Annotated in this window: 16 protein-coding genes; 5 read left to right on the forward strand and 11 right to left on the reverse strand. The window is 69.9% G+C overall.

The genetic code is table 11. The annotated features are described in order from the left end of the window. Positions 1 to 3 precede the first annotated feature (3 nt). The 8 genes from RGE_RS19425 to RGE_RS19460 form a co-directional block, all read right to left on the reverse strand. A complete protein-coding gene (locus RGE_RS19425) occupies positions 4 to 1,179 on the reverse strand; it encodes an MFS transporter (RefSeq protein WP_014430165.1) in 1,176 nt (391 codons plus the stop codon). Further along, positions 1,125 to 1,895, reverse strand: a complete 771-nt coding sequence (locus tag RGE_RS19430) for an ABC transporter permease (protein WP_014430166.1) — start codon at positions 1,893 to 1,895, stop codon at positions 1,125 to 1,127. The genes RGE_RS19425 and RGE_RS19430 overlap by 55 nt, the downstream gene beginning before the upstream one ends. A 15-nt stretch (positions 1,896 to 1,910) precedes the next feature. After that, on the reverse strand, positions 1,911 to 2,723 hold the full coding sequence (locus tag RGE_RS19435; protein WP_014430167.1) for an ABC transporter ATP-binding protein: 813 nt from the start codon (positions 2,721 to 2,723) through the stop codon (positions 1,911 to 1,913). Beyond that, a complete protein-coding gene (locus tag RGE_RS19440; RefSeq protein WP_014430168.1) occupies positions 2,720 to 3,763 on the reverse strand; it encodes an ABC transporter substrate-binding protein in 1,044 nt (347 codons plus the stop codon). Before RGE_RS19440 ends, RGE_RS19435 begins: the two co-directional genes overlap by 4 nt. Before the next feature lie 97 nt (positions 3,764 to 3,860). Further along, complete coding sequence (locus RGE_RS19445; RefSeq protein ID WP_014430169.1) at positions 3,861 to 5,117, reverse strand: M20/M25/M40 family metallo-hydrolase; 1,257 nt, start codon at positions 5,115 to 5,117, stop codon at positions 3,861 to 3,863. Continuing rightward, the gene (gene uraD, locus RGE_RS19450) at positions 5,114 to 6,886 is read right to left on the reverse strand and encodes a 2-oxo-4-hydroxy-4-carboxy-5-ureidoimidazoline decarboxylase (protein WP_014430170.1); all 1,773 of its coding nucleotides are present in this window, start codon (positions 6,884 to 6,886) and stop codon (positions 5,114 to 5,116) included. The genes RGE_RS19445 and uraD overlap by 4 nt, the downstream gene beginning before the upstream one ends. Beyond that, positions 6,883 to 7,848: an allantoinase PuuE gene (puuE, locus tag RGE_RS19455; protein WP_014430171.1), complete on the reverse strand. Its 966-nt coding sequence runs from the start codon at positions 7,846 to 7,848 to the stop codon at positions 6,883 to 6,885. The genes uraD and puuE overlap by 4 nt, the downstream gene beginning before the upstream one ends. Beyond that, on the reverse strand, positions 7,845 to 8,576 hold the full coding sequence (locus tag RGE_RS19460; RefSeq protein ID WP_014430172.1) for a GntR family transcriptional regulator: 732 nt from the start codon (positions 8,574 to 8,576) through the stop codon (positions 7,845 to 7,847). The genes puuE and RGE_RS19460 overlap by 4 nt, the downstream gene beginning before the upstream one ends. A 62-nt stretch (positions 8,577 to 8,638) precedes the next feature. Between RGE_RS19460 and uraH the strand changes: the two genes are divergently transcribed. Together uraH and RGE_RS19470 are read left to right on the forward strand one after the other, a co-directional pair. After that, positions 8,639 to 8,992 (forward strand): hydroxyisourate hydrolase, encoded by a 354-nt coding sequence (gene uraH / locus RGE_RS19465; RefSeq protein WP_014430173.1) that lies wholly within the window; start codon positions 8,639 to 8,641, stop codon positions 8,990 to 8,992. Between the two features lie 151 nt (positions 8,993 to 9,143). Beyond that, a complete protein-coding gene (locus RGE_RS19470) occupies positions 9,144 to 10,337 on the forward strand; it encodes a urate hydroxylase PuuD (RefSeq protein WP_014430174.1) in 1,194 nt (397 codons plus the stop codon). 19 nt (positions 10,338 to 10,356) lie between these two features. On the opposite strand, the gene RGE_RS19475 is transcribed toward RGE_RS19470, so the two are convergent. After that, complete coding sequence (locus RGE_RS19475) at positions 10,357 to 10,863, reverse strand: phenolic acid decarboxylase (RefSeq protein ID WP_014430175.1); 507 nt, start codon at positions 10,861 to 10,863, stop codon at positions 10,357 to 10,359. 125 nt (positions 10,864 to 10,988) lie between these two features. On the opposite strand from RGE_RS19475, the gene RGE_RS19480 reads away from it, so the two are divergent. Next, on the forward strand, positions 10,989 to 11,873 hold the full coding sequence (locus RGE_RS19480) for a LysR family transcriptional regulator (protein WP_014430176.1): 885 nt from the start codon (positions 10,989 to 10,991) through the stop codon (positions 11,871 to 11,873). 14 nt (positions 11,874 to 11,887) lie between these two features. On the opposite strand, the gene RGE_RS24755 is transcribed toward RGE_RS19480, so the two are convergent. Both RGE_RS24755 and RGE_RS19490 read right to left on the reverse strand, forming a co-directional pair. Beyond that, positions 11,888 to 12,814 carry a hypothetical protein gene (locus tag RGE_RS24755; RefSeq protein WP_232504959.1) on the reverse strand — a complete coding sequence of 309 codons (927 nt, stop codon included), beginning with the start codon at positions 12,812 to 12,814 and terminating at the stop codon, positions 11,888 to 11,890. Beyond that, entirely contained in the window at positions 12,811 to 14,307 is a 1,497-nt protein-coding gene (locus RGE_RS19490) for a hypothetical protein (RefSeq protein ID WP_043784301.1), read from the reverse strand. Before RGE_RS19490 ends, RGE_RS24755 begins: the two co-directional genes overlap by 4 nt. 189 nt (positions 14,308 to 14,496) lie before the next feature. Between RGE_RS19490 and RGE_RS19495 the strand changes: the two genes are divergently transcribed. After that, on the forward strand, positions 14,497 to 16,125 hold the full coding sequence (locus tag RGE_RS19495; RefSeq protein ID WP_014430179.1) for a 3-(methylthio)propionyl-CoA ligase: 1,629 nt from the start codon (positions 14,497 to 14,499) through the stop codon (positions 16,123 to 16,125). 376 nt (positions 16,126 to 16,501) lie between these two features. After that, the gene (locus tag RGE_RS19500; RefSeq protein WP_014430180.1) at positions 16,502 to 17,221 is read left to right on the forward strand and encodes a Crp/Fnr family transcriptional regulator; all 720 of its coding nucleotides are present in this window, start codon (positions 16,502 to 16,504) and stop codon (positions 17,219 to 17,221) included. Positions 17,222 to 17,272 lie beyond the last annotated feature (51 nt).

Raw genomic sequence — 17,272 nt, forward strand, 5'->3', positions numbered from 1 at the left:
ATCCTAGCGACGGCGCGCCAGCAGCAGCACCAGCACGGACACCAGGGCCGCCTGCAGCCACCACAGCGCGGCCGGGCGGCCGCTGGCTTCGATCAGCGCGCCGGCGGCGGTGGGGCCGCAGGCCGAAAGCGCCGTGTAGAGCAGCGAGACCTGTCGCACGCGCTGCGCGATCTCGGCGGCGTCTTGGCCTTCGGCGGCGTGCACCATGCCCAGCGTCAGCAGGCCGGCGCTGGCGCCGCCGATCGCGAACGCGGCGGCGGCGAGCACCGGCGTCGAAGCGGGCCCGACCAGCAGCGCCACGGTCGCCAGCGCGGCGGCGCCGGCGCACCACCATGCGGCCGTGCGCGAGCCGCAGCGGTCGGCGCACCAGCCCAGCGGCACCTGGCAGAGCATGCCGCCGGCGCCCATCGCGGTGAGCAGGCGCGCGGTGTCGGCGCCGTCCAGGCCCTGCGGCGCCAGCGCCACGCCCAGCTGCGCCAGCAGCGCGCCTTCGATCCAGCCGCCGATGCCGGCCAGCCAGGCGCCGGTGCCGACACGCCGCCAGGCCGCGGCGCCGTCGGCCGGCGCCTCGTGCGCGGCCAGCGGCCGCGCCAGCACCAGCGGCAGCAGCGCCGCCCCGCAGGCCGCGGCGCCGACCTGGAAGGCGTCGGCGCGCAGCGTGCCCAAGGCGGCGACGATCAGCGGCCCGGCCACCGACGCGATGCCGATCAGCGTCTCGTGCACGCCGACGATGCGCCCGCGTGCGTGGCCCGGCGCCAGCCGGTACAGCCAGGTCTCGTTGCCGATCCAGCGCCAGCCCAGCCCCAGGCCGATGGCCGCCGAGGGCAGCGCCCAGACGGCGTGCGGCAGCGCCGGCGTGGCGACGAAGGCCGCGGCGCTGCACAGCAGCCCGGCGAGCACCGTGCCGCGGTAGCCCAGAGCCCGCACCAGCAGCCCGGCGCTCAGCAGCCCGGCCAGCATGCCCAGCCAAAAGGCGCTGCCGACGACGCCCACCGCGCCGGCGCCGGCCCCGCGCGCCTGCAGCGCCAGCGGCAGCAGCACCGCGCCCAGCCCGTACTGGCCCAGCTGGGCCAGCAGCGAGACGGCGTTGAGCGCGGCGACGCTGCGCCAGGCGGGTGCGGCGTTCAGTGGTTCTGCGAGCCCCGGTGGGCCCAGCTCGTCGTGCGCTTCTCGATCCAAGAGAACGCCTCGTACATGACCATCGCCATCGCGCCGATCGTCACCAGCCCGGCGAAGGCCAGCGGCATACGCTGCTGGCTGCCGGCGGTCTGCATCAGGTAGCCGATGCCGGAGTCGCCGGCGGTCATCTCGGCGAGCACGGTGCCGACGAAGGCCAGCGTGATCGCGATCTTCAGCGAACCGTAGAAGTACGGCAACGAACGCGGCAGGCCGACCTTGACGAGCACGTCCCAGCGCCGCGCGCCGAGCACCCGCAGCACGTCCTCCAGCTCCGGCTCCAGCGTCGCCAGGCCGGTGGCGATGTTCACCGTGATCGGGAAGAACGAGATCAGGAAGGCCGTCAGGATGCCCGGCCCCAGGCCGATGCCGAACCAGACGACGAGGATCGGCACGATGGCCGCCTTGGGCACGGCGTTGAAGCCGACCAGCAGCGGGTACAGCGCGGCATAGGCGGCGCGCGAGCTGCCGACCAGGAAGCCGAGCAGCACGCCGACGACGATGGCCAGCGCGAAGCCGAGCATCGTCACCCAGAAGGTCTTCCAGGCGGCTTCGAGCAGCGGGCCGCCGAACTCGGTGAACTCGCGGCCGATCTGGATCGGGCTCGGGAAGATGAACTCGGGGATGTCGAAGCCGGCGACGAACAGCTCCCACAGCAGCAGCAGCAGCGCCAGCAGGCCCCAGGGGGCCCAGCGTTCGAAGGTCTTGCCCAGTTTCATGTGCACCTCAGGGCTTCACTGCGGGACGGCGACGCCGCTCTTGCGGATCGCACCGATGTGGCCGCGCAGCTCGTGCACGATCTCGGTGAACTCGGGCGTGTAGGTCACTTCCAGGTCGCGCGGGCGCGGCAGGTCGATCTCGCGGCGCACGACGAAACGCCCAGGGCTCTTGCTCATCACGTAGACGGTGTCGGCGAGGAACACGCTCTCGCGCAGGTCGTGCGTGACGAGGATGACGTTGAACTTCTGCGCCGCCTGCAGGTCGCGCAGCGTGCACCACAGCTCCTCGCGCGTGAACGCGTCGAGCGCGCCGAAGGGCTCGTCGAGCAGCAGCATCTTCGGCTCGTGGATCAGCGCGCGGCAGATGCTGGCGCGCTGCTGCATGCCGCCGGAGAGCTGCCACGGGTACTTGTCCTCGTAGCCGGCGAGGCCGACGCTGGCCAGCAGCTTGCGCGCCTTCTCGACGTACTCGGCCTTCTTCGCGCGGAAGCTGCTGCGGTAGGGCTCGACGATCTCCAGCGGCAGCAGCACGTTGGCCAGCGTCGTGCGCCAGGGCAGCAGGCTGGGCGCCTGGAAGGCCATGCCGGTGATCTTCAGCGGGCCGTCGACCTCGCGGCCGCCGATGATGATCGTGCCGCGGCTGGGCCGTCTGAGGCCCGTCGCCAGCTTCATGAACGTCGACTTGCCGCAGCCCGACGGCCCGACGATGGCGATGAACTCGCCCTCCTCGACCTGCAGCGTGATGTCCTCGACGGCGAACTGGCCCTGGGCCAGCAGCTCGTCGTTGTAGGCGAGCCAGACCTCGCGGAAGTCGACGAAGGCGCTCACTTCTTGACCGGCGGCAGGATGTTCAGCTCGGCCTTGCTCGGCAGGTAGGCGTCGGTCCAGACCGAGGTCGGGTTGACGCGTGTCTTCGTCGCGAACGCGTCGGACACCTGCGAGGCCATCAGCGCCAGGCGCCCCGGCACGGCCTGGCCGAAACCTTCGATGCGCGCGTCGGGGCTGGCGACGACCGAGTCGATCGCCATCTTCAGCCGGCGCTGCTCGAGCGCGACGTTGATGATGCCGTCGCGCGCCTTGACGTACTGGATCGCGCCATCGGGGTCGGCGATCACTTCCTTGGCACCCTTGGTGAAGGCCGACAGGAAGGCTTTCACCGCCGCCGGGTTCTCCTTCAGCAGCTTGGGGCTGGCGATGATGACGTTGCCGTAGAGCTTCACGCCGTACTGGGCGTAGGGCAGCACGACGATGTCCTGCGTCTTGATGCCGCGCGACTCGAGGTTGAGCAGCGAGGTGAACGAGAAGCCGGTGATCGCGTCGACGTCGCCGCGCGCGAGCATCGTTTCGCGCAGCGGCGGGTCCATGCTGACCCAGGTGACGTTGGCGACCTTGTTGGCCTTGGCGAAGATCGGCCAGCCGCGACGGCCGGCGTCGAAGACCGGGGCGCCGAGCTTCTTGCCGGCGAGGTCGGCGGGCTTGGTGATGCCGCTCTTCTTCAGCGCCAGCACCGCGGCCGGCGTGTTGTTGTAGACCATCATCACCGCGACCGGCTTGTTGGCCGCGTCGGGGTTGTTGGCGTGGAACTCCATCAGCGCCGCCATGTCGGCGAAGCCCATGTCGTAGGTGCCCGAAGCCACGCGCGTGACGGTGCCGCCCGAGCCGTTGCCGGCGTCGATCGTGACGTCCAGGCCGGCGGCCTTGTAGTAGCCCTTGGCCTGCGAGGCGAGGAACAGCGCGGCCGGGCCTTCGAAGCGCCAGTCGAGCTGGAACTTGATCGGCGTGGCGGCCTGGGCGAGCGCCAGCGCGGGCGCGGCGAGCAGCGCGCCGGCGGCGAGAAGGCTGCGGCGCTTGAGCGGGAACGAGGTCATTCGGGCGGGCTCCTGAGGGCTGGAACGGGAACTTCTGTATGCAAAACGCAAGTTCCGTGCTCACCCGCGGCGAGCCCGCCGCGCCCTCGCGCCGCCGCTATGCGTCGGCGCGGTGCACCGGGGCGGACAGCAGGTCGAACAAGGTGCGCGCGACGACACGCGTCGCACCGCGCAGGTCGGCCAGGTCGAGGTGCTCGTCGGCACGTTTGGCGTTGCTCTCGAGCACGGTGCGCGGCCCGGCGCCGTAGATGACGGCCGGCACGCCGCGCGCGCCGTACAGGCGCACGTCGGTGTACAGCGGCGTGCCCGAGACCTCGACCGGGTGGCCGAACACGTCTTGCGCATGGCGCTGCAGCGCCGACACCAGCGCGCCGTTGCCGGCCTGGGGCTTCAGAGCCTGGGCCAGCAGGATGCGGCGGATCTCGACACGCACGCCGTGCGAGGTGGCGACCGCGGCTTCGATCAGCGCACGCACCTCGGCTTCGACGGCGGCCGAGTCTTCCTCGGGGATCATGCGGCGGTCGAGCTTCAGCACCACCTTGCCGGGCACGACGTTGGTGTTGCTGCCGCCTTCGATGCGGCCGACGTTGAGATACGGGTGCGTGATGCCGGCGACCTGCGAACGGCGGCCGCGCAGCACGTCGTTGTGGGCGTAGAGGGCGGCCAGCAGCTTGGTCGCCGCCTGCAGCGCGTCGACGCCGGTCTGCGGATAGGCGGCGTGCGAGGCCAGGCCGTGCAGCGTCACTTCCAGCTGCAGGCAGCCGTTGTGCGCGGTGACGACCTGGTGGCTGAAACCCGCGGCGATCAGCAGGTCGGGTTTCGTCAGCTCGTGCTGCAGCAGCCAGCCGGGGCCGAGTTCGCCGCCGAACTCCTCGTCGTAGGTGAAGTGCAGCTCCACGGCGCCGGCCAGCGGCAGGCCCAGCGACTCCAGCGCGCGCAGCGCGAAGGTGTAGGTCGCGAAGTCGCTCTTGCTGACCGCCGACGCGCGGCCGTAGAGCTGGCCGTCGACCACGGCGCCGCCGTACGGGTCCTGCGTCCAGCCTTCGCCCGGCGGCACGACGTCGCCGTGCGCGTTGAGCGCGATCGTCGGGCCGCCGGCGGCGAAGCGCCGGCGCACGATCAGGTTGGTGATCGACTGCAGGCCGTAGGCGTGCACCTGCTCGGCCGGCACCGGGTGGTGCTCGGCTTCGTAGCCGAAGCCGGCCAGCAGCTCGGCGGTGCGTTCGGCGTGCGGCGCGTTGTCGCCCGGAGGCGTGTCGGTGGGCACACGCACCAGCTGCTGCAGGAAGGCCACTTCGTCGTCGAAGTGGGCGGCGATCCAGGCGTCGAGCGCGTCGTAGGCGGTGGGGGTCATTCGCGGGCGAGTTGGTCGAGCAAGGTAGCGAAGGCGGCGACAGCGAGTTCGGCGTCGTCGTCGGTCACGGTTTCGAGCGGGTTGTGGCTGATGCCGAGTTCGCCGCCGCGCACGAAGAGCATGGCTTGCGGCATCAGCCGGTGCAGCGTCATCGCGTCGTGGCCGGCGCCGCTGGGCAGGCGGTGCACCGGCAGGCCGAGCGCGGCGACGGCGGCTTCCCAGCGCGCCAACCAGGCCGGCGCGCTGGGCGCGGCCGGGGCCTGCATCGTCGGCGTCAGCGTGCAGTCGACGCCGCGGCGCTGCGCGATCTCGGCCAGGTCGGCGAGCACGGCGTCGGCCACCGCGTCGCGCGCGGCGTCGCTCGTCGCGCGCACGTCCAGGCTGATGCGGCAGCGCCCGGGCACGACGTTGATCGAGCCGCCGGGCACCTCGAGCATGCCGACGGTGGCGACCGCATCGGGCACGGCGGCGGCGCGGCGTTCGGCGGCGAGCACGAACTCGGCGGCGGCAGCGGCGGCGTCGCGGCGGCGGTCCATCGGCGTCGTGCCGGCGTGGCTGGCCAGGCCGGTGATCTGCCCGGTCCAGCGCCGGCTGCCGTTGATCGAGCTGACGACACCCAGCGGCAGGTCGAGTTCGGCCAGCACCGGGCCTTGTTCGATGTGGACCTCGACGAAACCGAGGTAGTGCGCCGGGTCGCGGCGTTCGGCGGCGATGGCGTCCATCGTCGCCGGCAGGCCGGCGGCGCGCATCGCGTCGCGCATCGTGATGCCGGCGGCGTCGGCCTGGTCCAGCCAGGCGGGGTCGAAATCGCCGGTGAGCGCGCTGGAACCGAGGAAGGTGGCGGCGTAGCGCTGGCCCTCCTCTTCGGCGAAGGCAACGAGCTCGATCGCGAACGGCAGCCGCCGGCCTTCGGCCTTCAGCGCGGCGACGGCTTCGAGCGCGACGAGGATGCCCAGCCGGCCGTCGTGGCGGCCGGCGTTGCGCACGGTGTCGTAGTGGCTGCCGGTGAGCAGCCGCGGCGCGTCGGGCGTGGCGCCCTCGTAGACGCCGACGACGTTGCCGACCGCGTCTTCGCGCACGCTGTCGAAGCCGCAGTCCAACATCCAGCGTGCGAGCAACCGCGCGCAGTCGCGATGCGCGGGGCTCAGGTAGGTGACGGTGAGTTCGCCACGTTCGGCGTACGGCGGCTCGCTGAAGGTGGCCAGCGCCTCGGCGCGGTCCCAGACGCGGCGCCCCCGATGCGGCTGGGTGTCGAGCTTCTCGGCCAGGCGGATCTCGGCGATGCGGTGCACCTGGCGCAGGCACTCGGCGAACTCGACGTCGGGATGCGAGGCCAGCCGGCGCTGCAGCGTCGCGATGATCTCGCTGCGCGTGAGCCCGCTGCCGCGTGGCCCGCGCACCGCGACGATGAAGGGCCAGCCGAAGCGTGCGTTGTAGGCCGCGTTCAGGCGCTGGATGGTCGCGAACTCCTCGGGCGTGCAGGCGGTGAGGCCGGCGCGCTGCTGCTCGCCGCTGCTCTCGGCGGTCAGCGTGCCGGCGACCATCGCCTTGCCGGCGAGTTCCGGGTGGGCGCGCAGCAGCGCGAGTTGCGCGTCGCGCCCGCCGGCGCGAACGGCCTGCACCAGCGCGTGCTTCAGCGCGGCGAGCGTGGCGAACGGCCGCGCGTCCCAGGCCGCCGCGGCGATCCACGGCGAGTGTTCGTAGACGCCGTCGAGCAGCACGACGAACTCGTCGCGCGACGTGGCGTTGAGTGCGGCCAGCGTCGTCATCGTCCGTCCCAGACGTGGGCAGTGGACGCGTCGAACGGATGGTGTTCGGCCCAGTGGCGCGCGATGTCGATGCGGCGGCAGACCCAGACGCCTTCGTGGCGGCCGATGTGGTCCAGGAAACGCTGCAGCGCCGCGATGCGCGCCGGCCGGCCGAGCACGCGGCAGTGCATGCCGACGCTCATCATCTTCGGCCGGTCCAGGCCGGCCGGGTCGCCTTCGGCATACAGCGCGTCGAAGCTGTCGCGCAGGTAGGTGTAGAAGTGCTCGGCGGTGTTGAAGCCCTGCACCTGCACGCAGCGCATGTCGTTGGTGTCCAGCGAATACGGCACGACGAGCTGCGGCGCGAGGCCGCCGTCGCTCTTGCGCACGTTGAGCCAGAACGGCAGGTCGTCGCCGTAGTAGTCGCTGTCGTAGGCAAAGCCGCCGTGGTCGGCGACGAGGCGGCGCGTGTTGGGGCTGTCGCGGCCGGTGTACCAGCCCAGCGGCCACTGGCCATTCGTCAGGCGGCGGATCTTCTGCACCGCCAGCGCGAGGTGCTCGCGCTCGACCGCCTCGTCGACCGCCTGGTAGTGGATCCAGCGCAGGCCGTGGCTGGCGATCTCGTCGCCGCGCTCCATGAAGACCTGGGCCATCTCGGGGTAGCGCTCCAGCGCGTCGGCGACGCCGAAGATCGTCAGCGGCAGCCCGCGGCGGTCGAACTCGCGCAGGATGCGCCAGACGCCGGCGCGCGACCCGTACTCGTACATCGACTCGATCGTCATGTGCCGGTTCGGGAAGGGCTGGGCGTTGATCAGCTCGGAGAGAAAGGTCTCGCTCGCCGGGTCGCCGTGCAGCGGGTTGTTCTCGCCGCCTTCCTCGTAGTTCAGCACGAAGGAGACGGCGATGCGCGCGCCGCCCGGCCAGCGGGCGTGCGGGGGGTTGCGGCCGTGGCCGCGCAGGTCGCGTGCGTAAGGTGTGCTCATGCGGCGGGTCTCAGCAGGTCGGCGAGGTCGCCGACTCTCGGGTGGCGTTGCAGGTTGCCGACGACGTTGCCCAGATGCTCGGCCATCAGGCGCGTGGCGGCATCGGCGTCGCGGCGCTCGATGGCGTCGACGATGGCCACGTGCTCGTCCTGCGAATGGCCGGCGGCGTCGGCCGACTGGTACATCAGCGCGATCAGCGAGCAGCGGCTCAGCAGGTCGGCCAGCAGCTCGGCCAACACGGCGTTGCCCAGGCACTCGGCGAGCACGACGTGGAACTGCGCCAGCAGCCGCGTGCGGCCGGCGACGTCATGCCGGCGCACGGCGTCGGCCTCGGCGGCGAGGTGGGCGCGCAGGCGCGCGAGGTGGGCCGGTTCGGCACGCGCGCAGAGCTCGCGCACCATGCCGGTCTCCAGCAGGCGGCGGGCGTCGAAGACCTGGCGCGCTTCGTCCACGCTGGGGCGGGCGACGAAAGCGCCGCGGCCGGGTTCGAGCGTCACCAGGCGGTCGCGGCTGAGGCGGTTGAGCGCCTCGCGCACCAGCGTGCGCGAGACGCCGAAGAGGTCGGCCACCGCCTGCTCGGCGAGCTTGGTGCCGGGCATCAGCCGGCGTTCGACGATCGCGGTGGTGATGGTGTCGACGATCTGCTGCGTCGTCGCGCCGGCGCCGGGCGCACGCTTGGGCGCCTCGTCGGGCGCGAGCGGCAGGGGGTCGGCGGGCGGGCGCGGCATCGGTGTGGCGGGGGGCGTCGATTAGTGTATACACTTTGGTCGACAACACGAACGGACCTCGCATGGGACACCTCAGCACCCACGTGCTCGACACCGCCCACGGCTGCCCCGCGGCCGGCATGGTGGTGACGCTGCAGCGCGTGCATGGCGACGCGGCGACGACGCTCAAACAGCTGACGCTGAACGCCGACGGCCGCGCCGACGGCCCGCTGCTGGCGGCGCAGGAGATGGCCGCCGGCCGCTACCGACTGCTGTTCGAGGTGGCGCCCTACTTCCGGGCACGCGGCGTCGAGCTGCCCGAGCCGCCGTTCCTGGACACCGTGACCGTGGACTTCGGCATCGCCGACGCCGCCGGCCACTACCACGTGCCGCTGCTCGTCAGCCCGTGGAGCCACTCGACCTACCGCGGCTCGTGAACAGGGCACGGGGCTTGCAAGTGACGACGCGTTAAGCTTTTGCAGTCGCCGTGGGCGGGCGGCCCGGTCTTGCGGGCTGCCCTCGGCGCGACACGATCCGGCTCAGAGCGCCCGCCGTGGTGAGCCCCCTCGCTTCGCGACGATTCCTGCCATGGAAACCTATCTTCTCGACTGGGCCAACCTGCTGCTGCGCTGGGCCCACGTCATCACGGCGATCGCCTGGATCGGCTCCTCGTTCTACTTCGTCTTCCTCGACAGCAGCCTGCTGCCGCCGAGCGACCCCGAGCTCAAGCGCAAAGGCGTCGACGGCGAGCTCTGGGCGGTGCACGGCGGCGGCTTCTACAACCCGCAGAAGTACCTCGTCGCGCCCAAGGCGCTGCCCGAGCATCTGCACTGGTTCTTCTGGGAGAGCTACAGCACCTGGCTGACCGGCTTCGGGCTGTTCACGGTGCTCTACCTGTTCCAGGCCGGCAGCTTCCTCGTCGACCGCACGCGGCTGGACTGGGCGCCGGGCGCCGCGGTGGCCGCGGCGCTGGCCTTCCTGGCGGTGTTCTGGATCGTCTACGACCTCATCTGCCGCACGCTGGGGCGGCGCACCGGCGGCGACAAGCTGGTGGGCGCCGCTATCGCCGTCGTCGTCGTCTTCGCCGCCTGGCTGGCCTGCCAGCTGTTCGCCGGCCGCGCGGCCTTCCTGCTGGTCGGCGCGATGATGGCCACGGCGATGAGCGCCAACGTCTTCTTCTGGATCATCCCGGGGCAGCGCACCGTCATCGCGCAGATGAAGGCCGGCCAGCCGGTGGACCCGGTGCACGGCCAGCGCGCCAAGCAGCGCAGCGTGCACAACACCTACTTCACGCTGCCGGTGCTGATCGCGATGCTGTCCAACCACTACGGCTGGTTGACGCAAGGCACGCACAACTGGCTGGTGCTGGTGGTGCTGATGGCCGCCGGCGCGGCGATCCGCCAGTTCTTCGTCGCCCGGCACAAGGCCAAGCTCAACGGCGTGCAGCCGCCCTGGGGCTATGCGGCGGCCGGTTTCGTCTCGATCGTCGCGCTGATCGTCTGGCTGGCGCCGGCGCCGCGCGCGCCGCAGGCGGCAGTCGCCGCGCCGGTGACGCTGGCGCAGGTGCAGGCCGTCGTCGAGCAGCGCTGCGTGCTCTGCCACAACGCGCAGCTGCAGCAGAAGAACGTCGCGCTGCACACGCCGGAGCTGATCCGCCAGCACGCGCAGCAGATCTACCAGCAGGCAGTGGTGCTGAAGGCTATGCCGCTGAACAACGCGACCGGCATCCGCGACGACGAACGTGCGCTGCTGGCGCGCTGGTACGAAGGAGGCGCCCGCTGAAGCGGCGCCGCGGCGGCGCTCAGCGCAGGTTGGCGGGGTAACCGGCCGGCAGCTCGCTGGCGGCGCGGTCGATCACCGTCTCGTCATCGGGGCCGCAGTCGCGCACCAGGGTGATCGTCGCGAACTCGTCGATGACCTCGGTCGGATAGGCCGGGCCGGCTTCGCGGTAGGCGATCATCTGCGCGATGTGATCGTTCTGGAAGCAGACCGTCTTCTTCGGGTCCTGGATCACCCAGCGCGGGAAGAAGATGGTGCCGTGGTAGACCATGTCGTCGAGGTTGGCGATCAGGCTGACGTCGGTGCCGGTGGGCTCGGTCCACGAGATCTTCCAGACGTTCTCGCCGACACGCGCGATGTAGACGCGCTGGTCCTTGACCCAGCGGCCGCCGACGATGCCGGAGTGGATGCGGTAGTCGATCGTCTGCGCGTTCTTGACGTAGATCTCGTAGTTCCAGCCGTTGTCGTAGGTGTAGACGATGTGCTTGCCGACGAAGCGGGACAGGTCGTGGGGATCGAAGCGGGCCATTGATTTGCTCCAGTTGGATGGCCGGGGTTCCAGCCGATGGAACCAGCTTATGTCGGCCGATTCGATGGATGAGTGCGATATCTCGATCTGATCGATTCGATTTTCAGATCGATTAAGCTCGCACCATGCTGCCCGGGACGACCCTCGAACAATGGGCGGTGCTGCAGGCCATCGTCGAGACCGGCAGCTACGCCAAGGCCGCCGAGCAGTTGCACCGCAGCCAGTCCTCGGTCAGCTACGCCGTCGCCGCCTTGCAGCAGCGCCTGGGCGTGACGCTGCTCGAACTGCGCGGCCGGCGGGCGGTGCTGACCGTCGCCGGCGAGTCGCTGCTGGCGCAGGTGCGGCCGCTGCTGAAGAACTTCGGCGAGATCGAGATGCGCGCGCGCGGCCTGCAGGCCGGCGAGCGCACGGCGCTGACGCTGATCGTCGACAGCGTGTTCCCGAAGGAACTGCTGTTCGCCGCGCTGCGTGGCTTCCAGCAGCGCCACACGGCGGTGAAGCTGCACGTCACCGAGGTGCTGCGCACCGAAAGCGAGCCGCTGCTGGCGGCGCATGAAGCCGACCTGTACCTGATCACCCAGCGCCCGGACGACCCGGCGGCCAGCGACTTTCTGCTGTCGGTGGACTTCGTCGCCGTCGCCGAGCCGGGGCACGCGCTGCACGCCGTCGAACCGCCGCTGAGCGCGGCGCAGCTGGACGCGCACCCGCTAGTCGTCATCGCCGACCGGCAGCTGCAGCGGCTGATCAAGGCGCACCCGGCGTCGCTGTGGTCGTTCACGACCATCGACGCGGCGATCGAGGCCGTGGCGCGCGGCGTCGGCTACGGCTGGCTGCCGCTGCACCGCATCCAGCCGCTGCTCGACGACGGCCGGCTGCGCCGGCTGCCGCTGGCGACGCAGCGGCTGCGCAAGACGCCGCTGTACCTGGTCTACGGCGACGAGTCGCTGAGCCTGGACCCGGTGGTCGCGACGCTGGCCGCGCTGATCCGCGGAGTCTGCAGCGAGCGCTGAGCGGCGCCGGAGATTCAGTCGGGCTGGTCGAGCTGCCAGACCGTCGTGCCCCAGTCGCCGCCCAGTTCGGGCATCACCGCCCCCGCCACGAACCGCCGCCGCGCCGGCGCCGCCGGTGTCGTCCACCAGCCGGTGCGCGGGCAGGCCTCGCCGGCAATGCAGCGCTCGCGGATGCCGGCGAGCCAGGGGTCCGAAGCGCCGGGAATGCCGCCGCCGGAGTCGGCGATCTTTTCGACGAGGGTCCAGGTGGTGGGGATGGCGCGTTCGTCCGTCGTGCGCAGGTCGTCCGGGTCGTCCGGCGGCAAAGCGCCGAGCGCTTCCTGACCCGCAATCAGGAACTGGGCGCAGCCGGCTTCGGCGGGGAGATAGACGCCGCTGACCTCGATCTTGTCGCCGGTCTTGACGCGAACTTGGGGATTGAGGCGGTAGACGGGCCAGGAAGAGGGAGCGTCCAGGGACCCGCGAGCTTCCTCGTTGTAGTCCCAGCTGAGATCACCGGGCTCCCAAACGGACTGGCACGAAAAGTCAATATTGCTTGCCATGCGCCAAGATTCAGTGCGAGCCGACTCAAATCTATCGCGAAAAGGCGACGACATCCATTCAACATCGTAATCCCTCATGATCGCCACAAAAACCGTGGACAAACCACCAGCACTGGAAGCAGCCGCCAGATGACCATGCGACATACGGATGTACGAATTATTCAATCCACCTAGCACACCCGCCATATTAGGGATAACGACTCCACCCCAGACCACGTCAGGCTGCATATTAATAGCCCGACTCCTGTAAGCCCTAGGAAGATTAGCAAGAAGCGCACCCAAAGCATCTTCCGCCGCGCGGACGCAGCCGGAATAGAGATCCCGCATATCACCAAAATAGCTCAACGACACGTAGCGCTCCAAAAGGAACGCCTCGCAAGGGTAGAAAGCAACAGTCATGACACCTCTCTCCCCCAATTATTCTTTACCACAGGGACCCCAATTGGCAAAACCAAGTCGTCGACCTCTTCGTTTGCATAACCCCAATCAGTCTTGAGCCTTCTTTCTAGAAAAGCGGGGTCAAGATTTGCAGGATTCAGCACAAACTGCTCGGTGCCGCCAGGCAACCAGTACATTTGCCCAGCATCATTGAGCACCGCTTCGCCAGATCGTTCCAGCCGCTGGGAAGCCGCTATTCCGCGCCATACAGGGAGTCCGTCACCAGGCGGAACGACATAAATAACGTACTCGCCGTTGCCATTCCAGTGCGACCATACGGCAAGTTTCTCGCGCCACTCCGCCTTACCCTTAAGTAGCAGAAAGTCACTTTCCAGCATCCAGAAAGGACTATCATCACGCGACTGCGGATCCACCACACGAACCAAACGCGTTCCCGGCGTAAGTCGATCTGGAATCGCACGCTTGGAGAAACTCTTGAACGCATTCTTGATTACGGCCGACTTATCCCCGCCGATATCAAAGTGGCCAGGCGGCGTTCGGGGCGCTCTTTTCAGCGCCGGAAAAGGCGCCTTCAAGGACTCCACGACCCAGGGGCGCCGCCCCTCCTGAATCGCTTCGAGCTCCTTGTCAAAAGCTTGCCTCGTAGGCACCAGCTGATGTCTATTCCGGGCATTCACCATCGCCCGGTACTGCATGTCCCCGTGCACCTCCAGCCGCCGAGCCACGCAAGCGAGCCAATATCGCAGGGGTTCCAAGACCTGCGCAAGACCATCGTTCATGCGATCTCGCGCTCGGCCGAGTGAAGCCAACAGTTCGCCGGCGGCACTGCCACTCGCGGCCGTTCCCCAGCGCTGAACGTGCTCCAGCAACCACTCCAGCACCTCGAGCGCACCGTCGTAGGCAGCACGCAGGCTCTTGGCATCGAGCGAGGCGGCCAAGGCGCGGATTTCCGTCGACAGATACTGATAGGGCTCGTCGATCCGAAGCCCGGCCAGCGCCTTGCGCATCGGCGCACTCGCGAGCAAGGCATCCAGCCGCCCGATACCGCGCTCGACGGACTCGGCCGTCTCGTTCCAGAGCTTCTGGCCCTCAAGCCAGTTCCGGCCCTTGTAGGCCCACTTGGCGGCCCGATAGACCTCTCGTCGCGCTTCCGCGACCACGACCTTCAGCCCGGTCTTCACCAGGCTGCCCAAGGTCGGGAACAGCCCGATTAGCGTCAACACCAGCGCCACCCAGCGCCAGGGATCGTTCTCATCCTCCCGCAACGCCCGCACATTGGCCACCAGGTCGCGCAGATCGCTCAGCTGGTCGACCAGCGGGATCATCGAGATCAGGCCGCCGGTGATCGTCTGCGCCGTCGTCGGGTTCTCGGCGAAGTCACCCTGCAGCACGACCCAGACCCACTCGGCCACCGCTTCGGCGTCGCTGCGCCAGCGCTCGGGCGCGCTGGCGAACCAGGCGAGTGCGTTCTCCAAGGGGTCGGCGTCTGACATCGGCGCCTTGATACGCGCCGGCCTGACGGGCCGCATCGCCCCGGCGGGTGGGCCGCCCTTCCGGGCGCCAGTCACCTTGGCGACGCTGCGGGCCACCCCGCATGCAGCGAGGCCGGGGGCTTGGACAGAATGGGCCGCGCCGCCCGTGCCGCGTCGGACACCGGGCCAGGACAAGACCAGGAGACAAGAATGAACGGCCTGATGATGCAGCAGCCGCTGCTGATCTCTTCGCTGCTGGTGCACGCCGAGCGCCACCACGGCGACCGCGAGGTCGTCTCGCGCCGCGTCGAGGGCGACATCCACCGCTACACCTACCGCGAGATGGCGGCACGCGCCCGCCGCCTGGCCAACGCGCTGGCGGCGCTGGGCGTCAAGCCGTCCGAGCGTGTCGGCACGCTGGCCTGGAACGGCTACCGCCACATGGAGCTGTACTACGCCGTCTCCGGCGCCGGCTCGGTGCTGCACACGATCAACCCGCGCCTGCACCCCGACCAGGTCGTCTACATCGCCGACCACGCCGAAGACCAGGTGCTGTGCTTCGACCTGAGCTTCCTGCCGCTGGTGCAGGCGGTGGCCGGGCGCACGAAGACGATCCGCCACTTCGTCGCGATGACCGACCGCGCGCACATGCCGGCGGACCCGAAGATCCCCAACCTGCTCTGCTACGAGGATCTGGTCGCCGCCGAGTCCGACCAGTACGAATGGCCCGAGTTCGACGAGAACACCGCCAGCTCGCTCTGCTACACCTCGGGCACCACCGGCAACCCCAAGGGCGTGCTCTACAGCCACCGCTCGACGGTGCTGCACACCTTCGCGATCGCCCTGCCCGACGCGCTCAACTGTTCGGCCAACGACAGCATCCTGCCGGTGGTGCCGATGTTCCACGTCAACGCCTGGGGCCTGCCGTACGCGGCGTGCATGACGGGCGCCAAGCTCGTCTTCCCCGGCCCGGGGCTGGACGGCAAGTCGCTGTACGAGCTGTTCGAGGCCGAGCAGGTGACGGTCTCGGCCGGCGTGCCGACGGTCTGGCAGGCGCTGCTGGCCTACGTCGACGCCAACAAGTTGAAGTTCAGCTCGATGCGCCGCACCGTCGTCGGCGGCTCGGCCTGCCCGCCGGCAATGCTGCGCAAGTTCGCCGAGGACTACGACGTGCACGTGCTGCACGCCTGGGGCATGACCGAGATGAGCCCCGTCGGCACGGTGGCCGCGTTCAAGCCGCAGCACCTGGCGCTGCCGGTCGAGCAGCGCTACGCGGTGATGGCCAAGCAGGGCCGCGCGGTCTACGGCGTCGACATGAAGATCGTCGACCCGGCCGGCCGCGAGCTGCCCTGGGGCGGCCCGGTCTCGGGTGACCTTCTGGTGCGCGGCCCCTGGGTGCTGTCGCGCTACTTCAAGGGCGACGGCGGCAACCCGCTGCGCGGCGGCTGGTTCCCCACCGGCGACGTCGCGCGCATCGACGCCGAGGGCTACATGCTGATCACCGACCGCAGCAAGGACGTCATCAAGTCCGGCGGCGAATGGATCGGCTCCATCGACCTGGAGAACATCGCGATGGCGCATCCGGCGGTGGCCATCGCCGCCTGCATCGCGGTGCCGCACCCCAAGTGGGACGAACGCCCGCTGCTGGTCGTCGTGCGCAGGCCCGGCGCCGAGCTGACGCGCGAGGAGCTGCTGGCTTTCTACGAAGGCAAGATCGCCAAATGGTGGACGCCCGACGACGTCGTCTTCGTCGACGCGATCCCGCTCGGCGCCACCGGCAAGATGCAGAAGAACAAGCTGCGCGAGATGCTGAAGGACTACCGCCTGCCCGGCGCCTGAGCGGCCGGCGCGCACGGCATCCCCTCGCCGCAGGAGGGCGCGCCGTGCACGCGTCAGGCCACCGGCATGAGGGAAACGCGCGCACGCATCAGGCGCGCGAAGGGCCGCAGGCGATGGAATCGCCTCGTAACCGACCTGAGCGCGGGCAAGCCACTTGTCCTGGCGCAGATGCCGTTTTTCCGGGCCGGCTGCAGCGCCTCCCGCTTGATCTGGCGCAATTGGCGCCCCGGAGGGCTACTGGAAAGTGCCTCCACCCGCCTGTAGGCCGGGTAGGGGTGACAACATGCAACACAGTTTCCAGATGCCCGAAGGCGCCCTGGCTGAACGACCAGCGCGTCCGCCATTGCGTCCGACGACGACGGCTCGCCCGAGCGCCGTGTCGGTGCGCGACGACGACCGGCCCGAGACCCGTGGTCCGGACGCGCGCACCTGGCAAGGTCTTTTCGGCACGCCGGCGCTGTCCACCGCCGAGCAGCTCGCGCTGTCCTCGGTCGCGCGCATGCGCACGGTTCCGGCCGGCGCGGCCGTGTTCGACCGTCGCGACAGCGCCAATGCGCTGGTGCTGGTCCAGAGCGGCGACGTCGCGCTGGGCTATCGCGGCGCCGACGGCGTCTTCCACATCGAACGTCCGGTGCGCGGCCCGGCCTGGCTGGACCAGAGCTCCGCGTGGCTGCACGAGAACCACGCGCTCGATGCCCGCGCGACGACCGAAGCGGTCATCGTCGAGCTGCCGCGTGACGCGGTCCAGGCGCTGATCGAGCGTTACCCCGCGCTCGGCCGCCACCTCGTCGCCAGCCTCGCGCGTGAAGTGCAGACGCTGCAGATGAACACGCACGAGCTGATGCACAAGGACGCGCCGGCACGTTTCGCCGCGTGGCTGGTGCAGCGCATCGAGCTGACCGACGCCGCCGGCCTGCGCGGCGTGGTGCGCCTGACCGAACGCAAGCGCGACATCGCGTCCCAGCTCGCGATCACCCCGGAGACGCTGTCGCGCCTGATGCGCAGCCTCACCCGCCAGGGCGTGATCTCGGTGGCCGGCTACAACGTCCAGGTGCTCGACGCACCGGCGCTGCGCCAGATCGCCACCGGCGGCTGATTCCTCCTCAAGGAACGTCGAAGGTTCGCGGGGGCTTCGGGCCCCCGCTTT

The sequence above is a fragment of the Rubrivivax gelatinosus IL144 genome (assembly GCF_000284255.1).
Lineage (GTDB): Bacteria > Pseudomonadota > Gammaproteobacteria > Burkholderiales > Burkholderiaceae_C > Rubrivivax > Rubrivivax gelatinosus_A.

What these genes read in the sequence shown, in the direction of transcription:
- RGE_RS19490 (WP_043784301.1), bottom strand. Translation starts at nt 14,307, where the DNA reads ATGTCAGACGCCGACCCCTTGGAGAACGCACTCGCCTGGTTCGCCAGC.
- RGE_RS19440 (WP_014430168.1), bottom strand. Translation starts at nt 3,763, where the DNA reads ATGACCTCGTTCCCGCTCAAGCGCCGCAGCCTTCTCGCCGCCGGCGCG.
- RGE_RS19480 (WP_014430176.1), top strand. Translation starts at nt 10,989, where the DNA reads ATGCTGCCCGGGACGACCCTCGAACAATGGGCGGTGCTGCAGGCCATC.
- RGE_RS24755 (WP_232504959.1), bottom strand. Translation starts at nt 12,814, where the DNA reads ATGACTGTTGCTTTCTACCCTTGCGAGGCGTTCCTTTTGGAGCGCTAC.
- RGE_RS19470 (WP_014430174.1), top strand. Translation starts at nt 9,144, where the DNA reads ATGGAAACCTATCTTCTCGACTGGGCCAACCTGCTGCTGCGCTGGGCC.
- uraD (WP_014430170.1), bottom strand. Translation starts at nt 6,886, where the DNA reads ATGACGACGCTGGCCGCACTCAACGCCACGTCGCGCGACGAGTTCGTC.
- RGE_RS19430 (WP_014430166.1), bottom strand. Translation starts at nt 1,895, where the DNA reads ATGAAACTGGGCAAGACCTTCGAACGCTGGGCCCCCTGGGGCCTGCTG.
- RGE_RS19445 (WP_014430169.1), bottom strand. Translation starts at nt 5,117, where the DNA reads ATGACCCCCACCGCCTACGACGCGCTCGACGCCTGGATCGCCGCCCAC.
- RGE_RS19495 (WP_014430179.1), top strand. Translation starts at nt 14,497, where the DNA reads ATGAACGGCCTGATGATGCAGCAGCCGCTGCTGATCTCTTCGCTGCTG.
- uraH (WP_014430173.1), top strand. Translation starts at nt 8,639, where the DNA reads ATGGGACACCTCAGCACCCACGTGCTCGACACCGCCCACGGCTGCCCC.
- puuE (WP_014430171.1), bottom strand. Translation starts at nt 7,848, where the DNA reads ATGAGCACACCTTACGCACGCGACCTGCGCGGCCACGGCCGCAACCCC.
- RGE_RS19475 (WP_014430175.1), bottom strand. Translation starts at nt 10,863, where the DNA reads ATGGCCCGCTTCGATCCCCACGACCTGTCCCGCTTCGTCGGCAAGCAC.
- RGE_RS19460 (WP_014430172.1), bottom strand. Translation starts at nt 8,576, where the DNA reads ATGCCGCGCCCGCCCGCCGACCCCCTGCCGCTCGCGCCCGACGAGGCG.